This window comes from Acinetobacter terrae (assembly GCF_013004375.1).
GTDB lineage: Bacteria > Pseudomonadota > Gammaproteobacteria > Pseudomonadales > Moraxellaceae > Acinetobacter > Acinetobacter terrae.
Genome location: NZ_JABERI010000001.1, coordinates 289,697 through 307,351, shown reverse-complemented (window position 1 = coordinate 307,351; position 17,655 = coordinate 289,697). Strand labels below are relative to the sequence as shown.

The 17,655-nt window shown below is 43.5% G+C and carries 15 protein-coding genes and 4 tRNA genes; 10 read left to right on the top strand and 9 right to left on the bottom strand.

The window, feature by feature from the left end; all coding sequences use genetic code 11:
• The first annotated feature begins 19 nt into the window (after positions 1–19).
• The 10 genes from tpiA (at position 20) to HLH14_RS01370 (ending at position 7,116) form a co-directional block, all read left to right on the top strand.
• On the top strand, positions 20–811 hold the full coding sequence (gene tpiA / locus HLH14_RS01415) for a triose-phosphate isomerase (RefSeq protein ID WP_131270456.1): 792 nt from the start codon (positions 20–22) through the stop codon (positions 809–811).
• A 13-nt stretch (positions 812–824) separates the two neighbouring features.
• Positions 825–1,154, top strand: coding sequence for a preprotein translocase subunit SecG (gene secG / locus HLH14_RS01410; RefSeq protein WP_067722370.1), 330 nt, complete (start codon positions 825–827; stop codon positions 1,152–1,154).
• Between the two features lie 53 nt (positions 1,155–1,207).
• Positions 1,208–1,292, top strand: a tRNA-Leu gene (locus tag HLH14_RS01405).
• A 47-nt stretch (positions 1,293–1,339) separates the two neighbouring features.
• Positions 1,340–1,416, top strand: a tRNA-Met gene (locus HLH14_RS01400).
• Between the two features lie 74 nt (positions 1,417–1,490).
• Positions 1,491–1,567, top strand: a tRNA-Met gene (locus tag HLH14_RS01395).
• Between the two features lie 92 nt (positions 1,568–1,659).
• A tRNA-Met gene (locus HLH14_RS01390) sits at positions 1,660–1,736 on the top strand.
• Positions 1,737–1,947: 211 nt separating this feature from the next.
• On the top strand, positions 1,948–2,472 hold the full coding sequence (gene rimP, locus HLH14_RS01385; protein ID WP_067722368.1) for a ribosome maturation factor RimP: 525 nt from the start codon (positions 1,948–1,950) through the stop codon (positions 2,470–2,472).
• 39 nt (positions 2,473–2,511) lie between these two features.
• Positions 2,512–3,996, top strand: coding sequence for a transcription termination factor NusA (gene nusA / locus HLH14_RS01380; RefSeq protein ID WP_067722366.1), 1,485 nt, complete (start codon positions 2,512–2,514; stop codon positions 3,994–3,996).
• Positions 3,997–4,006: 10 nt separating this feature from the next.
• Positions 4,007–6,712, top strand: a complete 2,706-nt coding sequence (gene infB, locus HLH14_RS01375; RefSeq protein WP_067722364.1) for a translation initiation factor IF-2 — start codon at positions 4,007–4,009, stop codon at positions 6,710–6,712.
• Positions 6,712–7,116 carry a ribosome-binding factor A gene (locus HLH14_RS01370; protein WP_171532502.1) on the top strand — a complete coding sequence of 135 codons (405 nt, stop codon included), beginning with the start codon at positions 6,712–6,714 and terminating at the stop codon, positions 7,114–7,116. Before infB ends, HLH14_RS01370 begins: the two co-directional genes overlap by 1 nt.
• Before the next feature lie 141 nt (positions 7,117–7,257).
• On the opposite strand, the gene HLH14_RS01365 is transcribed toward HLH14_RS01370, so the two are convergent.
• The 9 genes from HLH14_RS01365 to hisIE all read right to left on the bottom strand — a co-directional run bounded on the left by HLH14_RS01365 (position 7,258) and on the right by hisIE (position 17,558).
• Complete coding sequence (locus HLH14_RS01365) at positions 7,258–7,659, bottom strand: Na+/H+ antiporter subunit G (protein WP_171532501.1); 402 nt, start codon at positions 7,657–7,659, stop codon at positions 7,258–7,260.
• 11 nt (positions 7,660–7,670) lie between these two features.
• Entirely contained in the window at positions 7,671–7,946 is a 276-nt protein-coding gene (locus HLH14_RS01360; RefSeq protein ID WP_171532500.1) for a monovalent cation/H+ antiporter subunit F, read from the bottom strand.
• Positions 7,943–8,464: a Na+/H+ antiporter subunit E gene (locus HLH14_RS01355; protein WP_171532499.1), complete on the bottom strand. Its 522-nt coding sequence runs from the start codon at positions 8,462–8,464 to the stop codon at positions 7,943–7,945. Before HLH14_RS01355 ends, HLH14_RS01360 begins: the two co-directional genes overlap by 4 nt.
• A gap of 2 nt (positions 8,465–8,466) precedes the next feature.
• Positions 8,467–10,275, bottom strand: coding sequence for a monovalent cation/H+ antiporter subunit D (locus tag HLH14_RS01350; RefSeq protein WP_171532498.1), 1,809 nt, complete (start codon positions 10,273–10,275; stop codon positions 8,467–8,469).
• Positions 10,275–10,640, bottom strand: a complete 366-nt coding sequence (locus tag HLH14_RS01345) for a Na+/H+ antiporter subunit C (protein ID WP_086193053.1) — start codon at positions 10,638–10,640, stop codon at positions 10,275–10,277. The genes HLH14_RS01350 and HLH14_RS01345 overlap by 1 nt, the downstream gene beginning before the upstream one ends.
• Position 10,641: 1 nt before the next feature.
• The gene (locus tag HLH14_RS01340) at positions 10,642–13,482 is read right to left on the bottom strand and encodes a monovalent cation/H+ antiporter subunit A (protein ID WP_171532497.1); all 2,841 of its coding nucleotides are present in this window, start codon (positions 13,480–13,482) and stop codon (positions 10,642–10,644) included.
• Positions 13,483–13,853: 371 nt separating this feature from the next.
• On the bottom strand, positions 13,854–15,221 hold the full coding sequence (locus HLH14_RS01335) for an ATP-binding protein (RefSeq protein ID WP_171532496.1): 1,368 nt from the start codon (positions 15,219–15,221) through the stop codon (positions 13,854–13,856).
• A gap of 29 nt (positions 15,222–15,250) precedes the next feature.
• Positions 15,251–16,756, bottom strand: coding sequence for a UvrD-helicase domain-containing protein (locus HLH14_RS01330; protein ID WP_067722522.1), 1,506 nt, complete (start codon positions 16,754–16,756; stop codon positions 15,251–15,253).
• Between the two features lie 10 nt (positions 16,757–16,766).
• Complete coding sequence (gene hisIE / locus HLH14_RS01325; protein ID WP_067722346.1) at positions 16,767–17,558, bottom strand: bifunctional phosphoribosyl-AMP cyclohydrolase/phosphoribosyl-ATP diphosphatase HisIE; 792 nt, start codon at positions 17,556–17,558, stop codon at positions 16,767–16,769.
• Positions 17,559–17,655 lie beyond the last annotated feature (97 nt).

Here is a 17,655-nt window from a genome sequence, read left to right as displayed (position 1 = left end):
GTTTTTAATAGGTTACTGTATGTCGGGTTCGGCTATTACTCCTTGGGTTGTTGGCAATTGGAAAATGAACCCAATGCAGGCAGATGCCAAAGAGCTGGTAAGTAGTTTTAAAGAATTATTGCAAAATAATGAAATTAAAGAAGAAAATTGTCATTTAGGTGTTGCGCCTACCATGCTTGCCTTGGTCAGTGTTCAGGCGGAATTAGCAAATTCAGTTCGATCTGTTTATACCGTTGCACAGAATGTTTCGCGTATCGCAGGTACGGGTGCATATACCGGTGAAGTGAGTGCTGAACTTCTGAAAGATCATCAAATTGATTTTGTACTGATTGGTCATTCAGAGCGTCGTGAGATCTTTGGCGAAACTGCGCAAATACTCAATGAAAAAGTTAAAAATGCTTTAAATGCAGGATTAACCATTATTTACTGCGTGGGTGAAAGTCTGGAGCAACGTGAAAATGGTCAAGCAGAGCAGGTGGTATTGCAACAAATCTGTGATATTGCCTCGGTTGTGCAAGCGGAACAGTGGCAAAAGATTGTAATTGCCTATGAACCGATTTGGGCAATTGGAACTGGTAAAACAGCTTCACCTGAAGATGCACAGGCCATGCATGCCAAGATTCGTGAAGGCTTAACTCAAATTACATCGTTCGGCCCAAGTATCGCCATTCTGTATGGCGGTAGTGTTAAAGCTGAAAATGCAGTAGAGTTGGCTGCCTGTCCAGATATTAATGGTGCACTGGTTGGTGGTGCGTCTTTAAATGCAGAGTCTTTCTATAAAATTGCTCAGGCTTTTGCAAATACAAAATAATTAGGAGTTCAGCATGCAAACTTTTGTGCTGGTAGTACATATTATCTTAGCCGTTTTAATGATTGTATTGATTCTGGTACAACATGGTAAAGGTGCAGATGCAGGCGCATCATTTGGTGGTGGCGGTGCTGCAACTGTATTTGGTGCTTCAGGTTCAGCGAATTTCATGACTCGCTTAACTGGCGTTTTGACGGCTTTATTCTTTGTCACCAGTTTAACTTTAGCAGTGTTTGCCAAAAAACAAACTACAGATGCTTATAGCTTAAAATCAGTGCAAACAACCACGACTGCTCCGGCGAATTCGAATGAAACTTCGCCAGTCGCACCGAAAACAGGTGAATAACCTGATTTAGTTCTTTCTTTTTGGACTTGATCCTACTAGAATGCGACACAGCTGCGGTGGTGGTGGAATTGGTAGACACGCTACCTTGAGGTGGTAGTGCCTTCGGGCGTGGGGGTTCAAGTCCCCCCTTCCGCACCAACTTGTAATCCAGAACATAAGTTGGTGTTGTGCAGCAAATCTGTTGATGCGGGATGGAGCAGTCTGGTAGCTCGTCGGGCTCATAACCCGAAGGTCGTTGGTTCAAATCCAGCTCCCGCTACCAATACTATTTAGAAGCAAACTAAATAGGCGATTTAAATAATATTTAAATGGTGATTGATTTTTGCATGTTGTTGTTGCGGGATGGAGCAGTCTGGTAGCTCGTCGGGCTCATAACCCGAAGGTCGTTGGTTCAAATCCAGCTCCCGCTACCACTTTTTGATTAGGGTGCAACTTAATCAAGCAACCATTGAACAGTTTTTGATTGAAAATGCTCAGTGAATTGTATATAATTTTTGCACGTTGTTGCGGGATGGAGCAGTCTGGTAGCTCGTCGGGCTCATAACCCGAAGGTCGTTGGTTCAAATCCAGCTCCCGCTACCAAGTTTCTAAAAGGCTCACAAAAATGGTGGGCCTTTTTGCACAGTGGACTTTGGTTTTTCTGTGTACACAGGGGCGATTACGCCCTTTTTTATTGGCTATCGTGTAGTGTCGACATCCATTGGTCAAATTGTCATGTTTCACTACTAATATAGTTGAGTTAGTCTGAACCGGTCACAGCGACTATTGAATCGCACAACAATGACGAGAGTAAATGAAGCTATCAAATAAAACTCAAGCACTCCAAGACCTTATAGCTCCTGCAGTGCAAGCTTGTAATGTAGAACTTTGGGGAATCGAATTCCTTCCTCAGGGTAAACGTTCTTTATTACGTATCTATATTGATAAAACCAACCAAAACAACACGCAACCTGTCATGAATGAAGATGGCGAGCTTGAAGAAGGTCGTGGTATTGGCGTGCAAGATTGTGTCCGCGTAACCCAGCAAGTTGGCGCAATGCTTGACGTGCATGATCCAATTTCTGGCGAATACTCACTTGAAGTATCTTCTCCAGGATGGGATCGACCATTCTTTCAGCTTGACCAAATGCCAGCATATATTGGACATCAAATTGCTTTACGTCTGATTAGTGCGGTAGATAACCGTCGTAAATTTCAAGCAAAACTCATTGCTGTTGATCTTGAAAATGAAGTCATTCAAGTCGAAGTTGAAAATCAACAAGTACTTGAAATCGACAGTCATAATATCGACAAATCAAATTTGATCTTTCAAGATTAATTCATTCAATAAATAAGAATCTGAACGAATAGGTGACTTATGGCTCGTGAAATTCTTACCGTAGTAGAAACGGTTAGTAACGAAAAAGGTGTAAGTCGTGATGCAATTTTTGAAGCGCTTGAACAAGCTTTAGTTGCTGCGACTAAAAAGAAATTTTACGAAGGCACCCATGCAGAAGAAGCACGTTTACGTGTGGAAATCGATCGTAAAACCGGTGACTACCGTACTTTCCGTCAATGGGAAGTGGTAGCTGACGAAGATCACGAAATGCCTGCTTGTCAGGATGCGATCTCGGATCTTGACCCGGAACAATGGGCAATCGGTGATATTCGTGAGCTTGAAGTTGAGTCGATTGACTTCGGTCGAATTGCTGCACAAATTGCAAAACAGGTGATTGTGCAAAAAATTCGTGAAGCTGAGCGTGCTTTAGTTGCTGATGCGTACGAATCGAAAGTTGGTGAACTCATCTACGGTGAAGTTAAAAAACAAACCAAAGATGGCTTTATTATTGACTTAGGTGACAATGCTGAAGCATATCTTGCTCGTGAAGAAATGATTCCTAAAGAAATTCTTCGCCCTAAGCAACGTATGAGCGCCATTTTATATAGCGTGAACCGTGAAGGTCGTGGTGCACAATTATTATTGTCACGTGCGCGTCCTGAAATGCTGATTGCTTTGATGAAGAAAGAAATTCCTGAAATTTCTGAAGAAATCATTGAAATTAAAGCAGCTGCACGCCAACCGGGTGTTCGTGCTAAAATTGCTGTGAAAACGAACGATCATCGTATTGATCCTGTCGGTGCTTGTATTGGTATGCGTGGTACACGTATCCAGGCAGTACAATCAGAATTGAACGGTGAGCGTATTGATGTTGTTGTATGGTCTGATGATCCAGCACAGTATATTGCAAGCGCTTTAGAGCCTGCTGATGTATCAAGTATTGTGATTGATGAAGATGCACATAGCGCTGATATCATTTTCGCCGCAACGGATCAGTTGGCACGTGCCATTGGTTCACAAGGGCAGAATGTTCGTTTAGCATCTGAATTGACTGGCTACAAATTGGATATGATGCTCGAAGAAGAATTCTACGCGCGTCAACAAAATGAAGCTCAACAATACCTCGACATGTTTGTGACACGTCTTGATATTGAAGAAGATTTGGCAATGGCTTTGGTTGAAATGGGCTTTACTTCTCTTGAAGAGATTGCTTATGTTCCAGCTGAAACATTCGATGAGATTGAACTTGATGCTGAAACTGTTGAATTATTGCAAAGCCGTGCGAAAGAAATTACATTGGCAGATGCATTAAAACAACAAGAAAACATCCAAGAACCAAGTGCAGAACTTGTTGCAATGGCTGGGATGACACAGGAAATCGCGTATGCACTTGCAGCTCGCGGTGTGGTAACAGTAGATGATTTGGCTGACCAAGCAACTGACGATATTGAAGATATTGAAGGTTTAGGCGCTGAAAAAGCAGGTCAACTTATTATGAAAGCGCGCGAATCATGGTTTAACTAGGAGGAAATATATGACGGACAAGTCGATTAAAGAGTTAGCTCTCAGCGTAGAACGTCCAGTTGAGAAGCTCCTAGAGCAGGTTCGTGACGCAGGTTTACCACAACGTAAAGCTGAAGATATTATTTCCACTGAACAACAAAATACCCTCGTTAACCATTTGAAGAAACTTCATGGTCAAGACGATGGGAATGCAGGAAAAATCACGTTGAAACGTAAAACAACCAGTACTGCTAAAGTAGCCAGTACATCAGGTAAGGCGAAGACAATTAATGTGGAAGTTCGTAAGAAGCATACATTCGTTAAGCCAGATCCTGAACAAATTAAAGCTGAAGCTTTAGCGAAAGCACAGGCAGACAAGAATGCAACTGCATCTACTGCTAATGCAGAACAAAAAGCGGATGACGTACCTCAAACAGGCGTATCTAAAGCGAAACAAGCTTTAGAAGCAATGCGTGCTGCTGCGAAGCAAACAAGCGACAAACAAGAAGTATCGAAAGCTGCTGTTGTCGTGACGCGTAAGTCAAACAACAAACCGATTGTAAAACAAACGGTTAAACAAGTTGAAACAGCTGAACAGAAAAAATTACGTGAAGCTCAATCAGCGCAATTAAAAGCAGTTGAAGAAGCAGCACGTCGTAAATCGGCTGAAGAAGCGCAACAACGTACGCTTGAACAAATGCGTCAAATGGCGTCGAAATATACCACTGAAGATACTACTGCAACGATTCGTGTTGTCGATGATTCTCCGTTGGCTGCTGGCCTTGTTGGTCAGGCTTATGAAGATTCATTTGCGAAAGAAGACCGCGAAATCAAACGTGGTACCAATACGCCAACTGCACGTGCACCGAAAAAAGGTGGACGTCGTGGTCAAGAAGAGCAAAGCTTCAGTAAACAGCCTAAACGTGGTTTGAAAACCAGCCAAGGCAACAAGCATGGCTTTGAAAAACCTGTTAAAAAACAAGTTTATGATGTTGAAATTGGTGAAACCATCGTTGTTGCTGACTTAGCTGCAAAAATGGCGATCAAGGTTCGCGAAGTTATCAAATCACTCATGAAAATGGGTGAGCTTGTGACTCAAAACCAAGCCATTGAGCAAGAAGTTGCGGCACTTGTGGTTGAAGAAATGGGGCATAACCCAGTTCTGGTTTCTGATACTCAAGCTGAAGATAACTTACTTGAAGCAGCTGAAGAAGCGCGTGGTGTTCAAACGACTCGTGCTCCTGTTGTTACCATCATGGGTCACGTTGACCATGGTAAAACATCGCTTCTTGACCGTATTCGTCGTACCAAAGTGGCTGCGGGCGAAGCGGGCGGTATCACACAGCATATCGGTGCATATCACGTTAAAACGGATAAAGGCATTATCACTTTCTTAGACACACCGGGACACGCAGCATTTACTTCAATGCGTTCACGTGGTGCGAAAGCGACTGATATCGTGGTTCTTGTTGTTGCTGCTGATGATGGTGTAATGCCACAAACTGCTGAAGCAATTGACCATGCACGTGCTGCAGGTACGCCAATCATTGTTGCAATCAACAAGATGGATAAAGAATCTGCCGATCCAGATCGCGTATTGAACGAATTGACCACCAAAGAAATCGTGCCTGAACAATGGGGCGGTGACGTACCTGTGGCAATGGTTTCTGCACATTCGGGTCAAGGTATCGATGAACTGCTTGACCTTATTTTAATTCAATCAGAAATGCTTGAATTGAAAGCATCTGAAGAAGGTGCTGCGCAAGGTGTAGTAATTGAAGCGCGTGTAGACAAAGACCGCGGTGCAGTTGCTTCTATTCTTGTACAAAACGGTACATTGAATGTAGGTGATTTAGTGCTTGCCGGTGCATCTTACGGTCGTGTTCGTGCGATGGTGGATGAAAACGGTAAACGTATTAAATCAGCAGGTCCTTCGATTCCAGTAGAAATCTTGGGTCTTCCTGAAGCGCCAATGGCGGGTGACGAAGTTCTTGTTGTGAACGACGAGAAGAAAGCACGCGAAGTCGCTGATGCACGTATGGCACGTGAGCGTGAAAAACGTCTTGAGCGTCAAAGTGCGATGCGTCTTGAAAACATCATGGCGTCTATGGGCAAAAAAGATGTTCCTTATGTGAACGTTGTGCTTAAAACTGATGTACGCGGTACCTTGGAAGCATTGACTGTAGCCTTGCAAGCATTGGCAACAGATGAAGTTCGCGTTCGTGTAATCGGTTCTGGCGTAGGTGCAATCACTGAGTCTGACGTTACCCTTGCTGAATCTTCAGAAGCGGTACTTCTAGGCTTTAACGTACGTGCTGATAACACTGCACGTCAAAAAGCTGATGCAGACGGCATCGACATTCGTTATTACAGCATCATCTATGAATTGATTGATGATGTGAAAGCGGCAATGAGCGGTAAACTTGCTCCTGAGCATCGTGAAACGATTCTGGGCGTTGCTCAAGTACGTGAAGTGTTCCACTCAAGCAAATTTGGTGCTGCAGCGGGCTGTATGGTTCTTGAAGGCATGCTACACCGTAATAAACCAATCCGTGTCCTTCGTGATGATGTGGTTGTGTTCCAAGGTGAGCTTGAATCTCTTCGTCGCTATAAAGAAGTGGTTGAAGAAGTTCGTGCCGGTATGGAATGTGGTCTTGCGGTGAAAGGCTATAAAGACATCAAAGCGCTCGATAAGATCGAAGTGTACGATGTTCAATTGATTAAACGGAGTCTTTAATGGCGGGTAGTCAGCGTCTTAAGCGTATGGCTGATACAGTTCAGAGAGAACTCTCTGAACTGATTCGTCAAGAGCTTAAAGATCCACGCTTAGGTGGTCTGGTGACCATCTCTGCGGTGAAAGTTAGCGCAGACTTAGGATATGCCGAAGTTTATGTGACTGTAATGGGTCGTGAACTTGGTGATGACCAAAGCGAAGCCGCGAATAAAGAAACTTTAGATGTTTTAAACAAAGCATCTGGTTTCTTGCGTCACGAATTGAGTCGTAGTATCAAGACACGTATTACGCCACGTTTGCGTTTCCATTATGACAAAACCAATGCGTACGGCAATTATATGTTCGGTCTGATTGCAGAAGCAGTGAAGGATTTACCACCTGCTGAAGCAAAGCAAGATGATGAATAATTGATCTAATAAAAAAGCCACCTTCGGGTGGCTTTTTTATGTGCTGAAACCTTGTTTAGAGCAAGTTTGATATTAGGACATTGCAGAAGGCTGAATTGAATATAGCTAAATAACTGAAATAATAAAGGAGCTAACCTCCGTTTAGGTTGGATCATCATGTGAGTTATTTTTGTCTTGAGTCGGAGCACGACGACGGCTGCGTTGCCAAGGTAAAGGGCGCTCAATCGCTTCAGGCACTTCACCACCGGTTGAGCGTAAACGTAGATGCAGTGCGGCTTGCGCCATTAAATTTGCAGATACAGGTGCGGTAATGAATGCCAATAAAGTCAATAAAATTTCGGCAAAACCAAAACGTCCCTGAAATGCTGAAAAAATCATGGCAGCGATTAAAAAACTACCTAAGCCTAAGGTACTTGATTTTGTCGGAGCATGCAGGCGCATAAATAAATCGGGAAGGCGAACCATACCAATGCCCCCGACCAACATAAAGAATGAGCCAATCAATAAAAAAATTGAGACCAGAATTTCCATCACGAGTTGCATCACTGTTTCTCCTAATCTACGACATGGCCAGTAGTAAAGTAGCGGGCTAAGGCTGCGGTAGATACGAAGCCCAGCATAGCAACCAATAAAGCCCCTTCAAATAAGGAGCTACTTGCCCAATAAATGCCAAGGATCACCACGAGGCAAGTGGCATTTAGAAACAGCGTATCCAAGGCTAAAAGACGATCCACAATGGATGGACCCATAACTAAACGGACCAGGCAAAGAAACATTGAGATGGTGATAGCCACCATGCATATGCCGAGTGCATAAGGCAAAATGGTCATGAATCCTCTCCTACTTCTACAGCAAAAATAGCCATGAGTGCCTTTTCATAACGATTTTTAATTTCTAGAATGTCTACTTCAGCATTATCAGTACTTAAGGCATGCACTAAAATATCACCGCGATCATCATCAATTCCTGCGGTCACTGTACCCGGAGTAGTAGTGATAATCAGCGCCAGTAAGACATTGACTTGTTCATGCTGAGTTTCTAAGGGTACCCGGAACCATTTGGGATGCAGATTACGTGTTGGTCCAAGAACCAGTTTAGCCACTTGAATATTACAAACAATAATGTCCCACAGCACCACAAAAAATAATTTTACCGCCATTCGCCAGTTGATATCAGGGGTACGGGTAATAAACGGATTGACCATTCGCGGAATCAGAAGCCCGAGCAACAACGCCATAAGCAGTGTTGCTGCATCGAGGCTATGCGCCAGCATAATCCAGCTTAAAGCCACAATCACCGATACAAATGGATGCGGTAACCAATTTTCCCAGAAAGATGTTTTTTGCATGATTAAGGCTCCGTCGGCTTGAGCTTGGCATCATCCTGATGAGCAGGTTCCTGCACTTGCTGCTCTTCAATTTGACGCTGCTTATACTCTGAAATGTGCTCACCTTCTAAAGTATCTTCCGAAATAATGTAAGGAATAAGGTGCGCATTCGGATCCACGGTTTCACCACCATATTTGGTTTCAGGCAGGTTTTCAGCATCATAGGGTTGAACGCTAATCACCTGATTAAGATTATCTTTATGCAGAATAATCTCTTCATATAAGGCGTTATTTTGTATTTGTTCAGCCGTTTTAAACATATATTGCTGAATAGGACCCGCACAGACCATATATACGATTAAACCTGAAAGCAGTAAATAGATGGTTTTGTCATTTCGTGCAGGCGATTGCTCAGGCAAAGCTTGATAGGCCTTAAACTCGTCCGTGTCTGGATTGTTTTCGGGTGTTGTGGCACGCCAAAACAGCACAAAGCCAATTCGGGTAAACGCAATAATACTGAGTAAACTGACTATCAGCACGACAGTAATAATCACCAGTTGATAAGGTGAGTGTGAAGTGGCTTGCAAGATAAAGACCTTGCCCAAAAAGCCACTAAATGGAGGTAAACCTGCCATCATCAAAGTAATTAAAAAGAAGACTAATGACACCACCTTGTGCTGTTTCATTTGCGGTGCAATATTGAAATGGTCCTTGAATGCTCCACGTTGTGAAGTAATCCAGCCCGAGAGCAAATAAAATGCAGCCCCAATCAGGGTGCTATGCACTAAATAATAAAGTGCTGCAGCCCATGCCAAGGTATTAAACAGGGAAATCGCGATTAAGATGGTTCCGATCGAGGACAGAATCATAAAACCGACGAAGCGACGTAAGCGTTCTGCCCCAATCGCTCCAATTACACCGTAAATAGAGGTAATTAAACCAATCGGAAGTAACCAGTTTGCCAAAATGCTGTGGCTCAAGTCATCTTCAAAAATGGTGCCATTAATCCGTAAGATGGCGTAGATACCCACTTTCGTCATAATGGTAAAAATCGCTGCGACAGGTGTTGTTGCCACGGCATAGGTTTTCGGTAACCAAAAACCAACCGGCAACATGGCTGCTTTAATTCCAAACACCACAAATAACAGTAAGCCACCCGCTACGGCAAGTTTGTGCTGATCGTGTTCTAATAGGGGGATTAGACGTGCGACATCTGCCATGTTTAAACTACCGACACTGCCGTAAATGATGCCGAGTCCAATTAAAAACAGGGCTGAGGCCAGTAAGTTAATGGTGACGTAATGAATGCCGAGTTGAAAACGTGCTTTGCCTTGTCCGTGTACCAGCAGCACATAAGATGCCATCAACAAAATTTCAAAGAATACGAATAAGTTAAATAAGTCGCCTGTCAGGAATGCACCACATAAGCCCATCAGCAAGAAATGGAACATGGCATGGAAATAACGGCCACGTATATCCCATTCATGGCTGGCAAACCATAAAATTGGGGTTGCCAAGGCATAAGTCAGCACGATCATTAATGCAGAGAGTTGATCCAAAACCAGGACAATGCCGAAGGGTGCAGACCATTCACCTAAATTGTAGGTGCTGATTTGACCGCTGCTGGCCGAAATCAAATAAACAATCGCGGTGGCTAAACCTAGAATTGAAGAAACGTAACTAATTCCACGACGCCAAGGTTGACGCCAATCGCCAGACAATGCACCTGCGCCTGGATTCCCCAGAATAACCAATAAAAAAGCAGTAAAAGCTGGAATTAAAATACTAAAAATAGGGGTGTGTTCAGTCCAAAACTGGATAACAGCATTCATTAAGGCTGATCCTCACGCGGGTCAATCGGCACAATATCTTCTTTAGAGTCAACGTGATCTGTGCCTGTTTCATAGCGACTGCGTAAAGCCAGTTGCACAATAAAAGCCGTGGTTGCAAAACCAATCACAATGGCAGTTAACACCAAGGCTTGGGGCAGGGGATCGGTGGCTTTGGTGGTTTCAGTCAGAACCGCTGGGGCATTGATCTGAATCCGTCCCATCGCGAACAGGAATAAATTGACCGCATAACCAATCATGGCGAGACCTAAAACCACCGGGAAAGTACGGGCACGTAAAATAAGATAAATTCCCGTTGCAGTCAGTAATCCAATAGCTGAGGCGAGTAAAAATTCTATACTGATCATTTTATTCTCCCTTGAGTACTGGGCCAGCCATGCTGGAGTGACGTGAGTCGCCTAAGACTGAAATCATCAGCATGGTTGCACCGACAACAGTGACATAGACCCCGACATCAAATAAGGCAGCAGAAGCGAGGTGGATTTCACCTAAAACTGGTGGTGAGATATAAATGTGTGCGCTGGTGAGGAATGGACGTCCCCAAAACCAGGCACCTAATCCGGTCAGTCCTGCAATCACTAAGCCAGAACCAATCCAGATCTCATATAAACGTCCAGATTGGGCTTTCAGCATTTGCTCTGCCTGATCTTGACCCAGGGCAATATATTGGATGATTAAAGCTAAAGCAGTAATCAAGCCGGCAATAAATCCGCCGCCTGGTAAGTTATGACCGCGCAGGAAGATATATAGGCTCACCACGAGTGCCAAAGGTAAAACCCATGATGCGGTAATACGGAACATCAAGGGAGATGGATTAAAACGGTAGGTCAAGCCTTGGGTGATAATTGTACCGTGGGTACGCATGCCATCCATTAAACATAAGGCACCAATGGCAGCAATACCAAGTACAGTAATTTCACCAAAGGTATCGAAACCACGGAAGTCGACCAGAATCACATTGACCACATTGGTGCCGCCACCCAGTGGAATCGATTGCTGCATGAAGAACCATGAAATCGAGTTGTGATCACGGGTCAAAATTAACCAGCTAATCCAGCCAATACCGAGACCGCCCCCAATCGCAATCAGCGCATCACGCCAGCGACGTGAAACACTGGACTCATAAGGCGTAAGCTGGGGCAGTAATGATAAGCTCATCAGCAAGAGTACGGTGGTGACCACATCAACGGTAATTTGGGTTAAAGCCAAATCCGGTGCAGACAAGGTCACAAAAACCATGGTCACGACTAAACCGACCGCACCGCTAATCAGCACCGCTTTAATCCGTTCATGGTGGAACCACAACATCATCCAGCATGCAGAGAACAATAATAGCCAAAGTACAATGGCAAGCGCAGGCGCGTGGGTTAATTCACGCGTACCTGTGGTGAGTCCCTGATTAATGAGTGGCATGGCAAGCAAAGCGGCACTAAATAACACAATCCAGATTAAATAGCTTTGCAGTGAACCATTTTCAGTTTTACGTTTGAACTTGCGTGAATTCAGTAACAGATGCTTTAAAAACAAATCAAACAAGATTCTGCCTTGGAATTTACCCAGCACCAAATCAAGGTCAATTTCACGAATTTTACCGTTTTTGGCAAAAGCAAAATAGAAAATCACCCCACCAAACAGCGCGATAATACTCATCACTAAAGGCAGATTGAAGCCATGCCAAATGGCTAAATGTGTGCCGGAAAAGTCAGGGAGTTGGGTGCTGGCGCGCGCAGTCGAATTGACAATTTTTTCAACCAAAAGGGCAGGTGCCAGACCGACCAAAATACATAAAACTGCAAGCAGAAGCGCAGGTGCACGCATGCCAAAAGGTGGTTCATGGGCATTTTTATTGGGGACTTGTGGTCCCAGCGGGCCATCGAAAAATACCCCGTGAACCAAACGCACCGAATAGGCGACCGCAAAGATTCCCGCCAACGTAGCTACAATCGCCGAGAAAATCATCACTGGACCAGAAAGATTGGCTAGTAGTTCAGTAAAGAACATTTCTTTAGACAAGAATCCGTTGGTCAGTGGTACACCCGCCATCGAGGCAGCGGTGATCATGGTCAGGGTTGCAGTAAACGGTAGCAGTTGCCAAATCCCGTTTAACTTGCGTAAATCACGGGTTCCGGTTTCATGGTCAATGATTCCGGCAATCATGAACAATGCCGCTTTAAAGGTCGCATGGTTAATAATATGGAAAATGGCGGCGGCAATCGCGAGCGGTGATCCAAGCCCCAATAGGCAGACAATCAAACCTAAATGACTGATGGTGGAATAGGCGAGTAAGCCTTTTAAATCTTCTTTAAAAATGGCAAAAAAGGCCGCCATACAGAGGGTAAACAACCCCACAAAAGTCACAATATTATGATAAAGCGCTGCACCGACAAAAATAGGGGTAAAACGTGCAAGCAGGAAAATCCCCGCTTTGACCATGGTCGCAGAATGCAGATATGCCGATACTGGGGTCGGTGCTGCCATGGCATTCGGCAGCCAAAAATGAAACGGGAACTGGGCACTTTTGGTAAAAGCACCCATTAAAATAAACAGTAAGGTAGGTACAAATAACGAATGGTTTTGAATCTGATCCTTCATTGTTAAAATTTGGTCTATCTGATAAGTCCCGGTAATTTGACCGAGCAGAATAAAGCCACCGAGCATCGACAGGCCGCCCATCCCGGTGATGGTCAGTGCCATACGTGAACCACGTTGCGCAGCTTCGTAATTATTCCAGTAACCAACCAGAAGGAACGAGGAAATACTGGTGAGTTCCCAAAAAATAAGCAATAAAATTAAATTGTTAGAAAGTGATATTCCCAGCATTGCCGCCATGAACAGCATCAGCAATACATACAATTTACTCAGGGAGCTTTTAGGGCTTAAATAATAATAAGCATAAATGTAAATGAGGGTGCCGATACCGCTAATCAGCAAAGAAAATAATAGGCCTAAGGCATCCATACGGAAGCTTAAATCGATACCTAACTGGGGTAACCACGTCCAGGTTTGGGTGATTGTTCCACCATTAAAGACATGTTTTGTTTGAGTCAGTAACAAGATCAGGCTGCTTAAACTGACTCCAATAGCCGCTAAAGCCGTTACCCCGCGTGAAAATTTCTTCAGCCACGAGACAAGGGTAGTGCCCAGTACTAACGGTAACAATATAATAATCGGTAGCACACTCATATCCATTGTCGTGAATCAGGTTTGTAAAAACCTAAGGGTGAATCTTATCTTTCAAGGACTACAGGACAGCAAAGAACCATCCAAACTTCTCAATCTTGAAAGCCAAATTAAATTAAAAATATGGAAAAACAAGCTGTGTTGCGCAACTTGTAAAAAGCGATAGTAAAATCGGATTTTACTATAAAACTTTAAATATACTTGATCTTATTACATGAGGAAAACAACATCAATTATTTTTGCGCACACCTAACATATTATACGCGCATCAATTCTTTCTGGGCGTCGAGTGTTTAGACAGATGAAAACTTAAAAATGAATCTTGAAAATGGCGCTTTGAAATATTGAATCTGTTTTGTAATTAAATTCAATATTAGGGATTATGACAGGGGATGGGATGAAGACGTATCATCTGACTGATCCATTAAACGACGCAATTCAGTTTGTTGTTCTACGCTTAAATGCTGTTGAATCTGTTGCATGATAGTTTGTGGCGTGATGCTTTCTAATTCGGGTTCAAGCAATGTATCTGTTTCAATCACTTCTTCATTAAAAACCAGTTGCTCATAAATGGTATCAAACTTGTCTTGCAAAGGTTGTAGCTGCATATCAAAGATCTGTTTATTTTCCAGTTTTAAACATTGATAGTCTGCTGCATGTTCCAGTAATTCAGTCCGGTTTCCTGTAGCAATAATTTGCAGACGGGGAAAAGCCTGATGTAAGCGTTGTAATATCACTTGGCAGGTACTTTGATCGAGCTGATGATCAATCGCATCAATCAATAAAATCCCATCCCCTTCAAGGCACGGATACAGACTGTTCGGATTGAGCAAGCATAAGCGGCGCACGATATCACCGACCAAAGCAACCCAGTTTTTAATGCTATTGGAGAGTTGTTGATAGAGCATGGTTTTATTTTGGTAGCTCACCATCAACTGTAATTTAGGTTGGTACTGGATATAAATGTCTTCTAAAGCAGGAATGACCGTGCTTAAGGCTTGTTTTAAAGCATCCAGGCTCGGTGCATTCATTTGTTTTTGGGCATTGATCAATTGCTGCAGGAAGTCATTATCTTTGTTTTTCTGGATGGATGGGTTGGACAGCAATTGTTGAAACAGTTGTGCAATCTGGGCATTTTCAATATCACTGATTTCACGAAACCACTCAAAAAAACGGGTAAAGGTGGTGTAAGGAATAGTTGAAATTTCATATGCGTGTGAGGCTTGGAAAATGACAGGATTATTCTTGCTCAGAATATTCATTTCATTGACGAAGCGTTCTGCAGGATAATAGGCAATTAAGGGTAAGCCTTGCAGTTGATCATGTTTGATCGCATTTTGATAAAGTTCGATCAAATTTTCTAATTGTTGGGTTTCCGCTTTGCTGGTGGCAATACCATGACTATTTAAGGTTTTATAGAGTTGCCAATCGCAGTAAGAAAGCGCTTTGTCTTGTGGCTCACTGGCTTCAGTTAAAGTACCAATATCATTGGGGATTCGAACCCGAATATCAATTTTGGATTGCAGGCGCGTGAACATAATGTCCTGATCAAGCATCACTACACCTGCAGCACGAAAGTCTTTATAACGCGCTGCAAACCAGGTTAATGCTTGATAAGTGAATTTTAAAATCGCGGTTTTACCCGAGCTTTGATCGCCCAGAATCAGGGTGATAGGTTTATCGTTAAATTTCAGCTTGAGATCGGCAAAATGAAGTGCGTGTTTGAGTTGAACAGATTCGATTTTCATAAAACACCTACATTGCGAAATGAGCTGAATTATTCTCCCACGGCTTTACGCAACGATAATGGCATTTGCTTTTTAAGTTGTTGCACCAAATCGTAAATGTGGTGAATATTTAAACTTACTTTAGCACGTGTACAGGCAACGTAAAGCAATCTTAACTCTTCGTCACTAATTTTATGGTCTTTTTCATTAACCTTAAATTGATAGTCATCTTCGATATGCACGCGATCCCACTCCAAACCTTTGGCTTTGTGTGCAGTCGAGATAATGTAGTCGGCATGTTCAATCGGGGTGATTTTTGCCAAGGCTCTTTTGAGTGGATCGGTACCGTGATCATCGACCAGTTTCACCAAAGGTTTAATGTCACTGCCGTCATTGGTTTCACAGTATTCATGCACGTCATGCCATGAATTAAACCACGCCAGTTCAGGCACATCAGTTACTCGTTTGCCTTGTTTCAGCATGCTGGCGGCATCGACAAAACGGTTCAGTTTGACATGGTCAGCTTGCAAACTGACTTTTTCGCCATGCAGCAAACCGGCAAGCAATAACTCCATCGCACGGGCATTGGTACGACATAAAATCGCATCGCGTTGTTTGGTATGCGGTTTATTGACTACTTTAGAATGGAGATGCGGATTACCGAGCAAAGGCACGGTTTCATTTAAAGCACCCAAAATCGCATTGGCATTTAAGGCAATCTCTTCACCAAAACGAAATGAGGTGGTTAAACGAGATTCAGGCAAGGGCAGCTGCTTCATGGCATTGACTGCACCGCGCCATGCATAAATCTGTTGATGAGCATCACCAACATAAATCACCTGGGTATTTCTTTGGCGCAGTAAAATCCCCAGCATCAGTGGGTCGGCATCTTGTGCTTCATCAAACAACACATAATCTGTGGGGATATTCGGTTCAGATAAAGCCCAAAGTTTCAGGTAAATATCGTGACCAATCCCGGCTTGATGATTCTGGTCAATCGACTCTAACCAGCGCCGCTCAATTGCTGGATAAAGATGCTTTTGCAATTCAACGATATCATCTGGATGTAACCAGCTTGGTGCTTGCAAGTGGCGTGGCGCAGGATATTGCGAACTGGTCGAACAGAAATAGCTCACTGCATTGGCAACTAAACTGGCCAAACGACTCGGCATCATGACGTATTTTTCATAACGTCCACCCATCATTCGGCGCAAGGTAATCGGTTGCAGTCGATATTCCTTGGCAATAAAACTTGGACTTAAACGCGGTAAACGCAGTTTATCAGTCACACCACGTGGAACACTACGAAAAGCCAGCGAGTGAAAAGTACGACAGTCGACACCACGATGAAATTTACTTTGCGCTTCTGAGGCAATGGCTTTGTTAAACGCCAGATACATGCCACGCCGCTCGGGCATGGCATCACTGATCATTTGTAAAGTGGTGGTTTTACCTGTGCCTGCATAAGCAATCACTTTAAAGGATTTGCCCAAACGCGCATTATCTATGGCAATGGCTTGCTCATAGGTTGCACTCGGTTTTTGCGAATTAGACACAGTCACCGGCTTAGTGTTGACGATTGGCTTTTTCAACCAATCCGGATAAGCCTTGGCGACGCGCCAGTTCGTTTAAAACCACTTGTGGTTCAAGATCGAAATAGCCCAACATCACAATGGTATGGAACCATAAATCAGCCACTTCATAAATCAGGTCATTTTTATTATCTTCATGCGCTTCAGCTTTAAAGTCTTTGGCTGCAATGATGGTTTCAATGCTTTCTTCACCGACTTTTTCTAAGATTTTGTTTAAGCCTTTGTGATACAGCTTCGCCACATATGAGGAGTCCGGATCTGCCGCTTTGCGCTCGGTCATCATCTGACCTAAATAATCCAGCACTTCCACTTGTTCAGATTGGGCAGTTGAGGCATTCATGGCCAGAGTATGTGGATTATGTGAATGGGCAGGTTTTTCAGCATAAATCTGGCTTGGATCTTTTAATTGCGCATCGACAATTTCCCAGCCGTTTGAGGTCAATTTACGGTAGAAACACGATTCACGACCGGTATGACAGGCAATGCCGCCATGTTGTTCAATTTGCAATACAATCACGTCCGCATCACAGTCTAGACGGATTTCATGCACGGTTTGGAAATGACCTGATTCTTCACCTTTATGCCATAATTTTTTGCGTGAACGTGAGAAGTAAACTGCTTGGTTTTTTTCTGCAGTTAAAGCCAAAGCTTCACGATTCATCCATGCGACCATGAGCACACGACCGGTTTGATGATGCTGTGCAATGGCAGGGATTAGACCTTGTTCGTTAAATTTTACTTCATCGAGCCATTGCAAGTTGTTCATGAGAATTTCACCAAAAATATGTTCAAAATGGAAAAGAGCGAATTAAAATCGCAACTACATAGTGTACGTGATTAGCGACTGTTTGAGAAAAAAATAT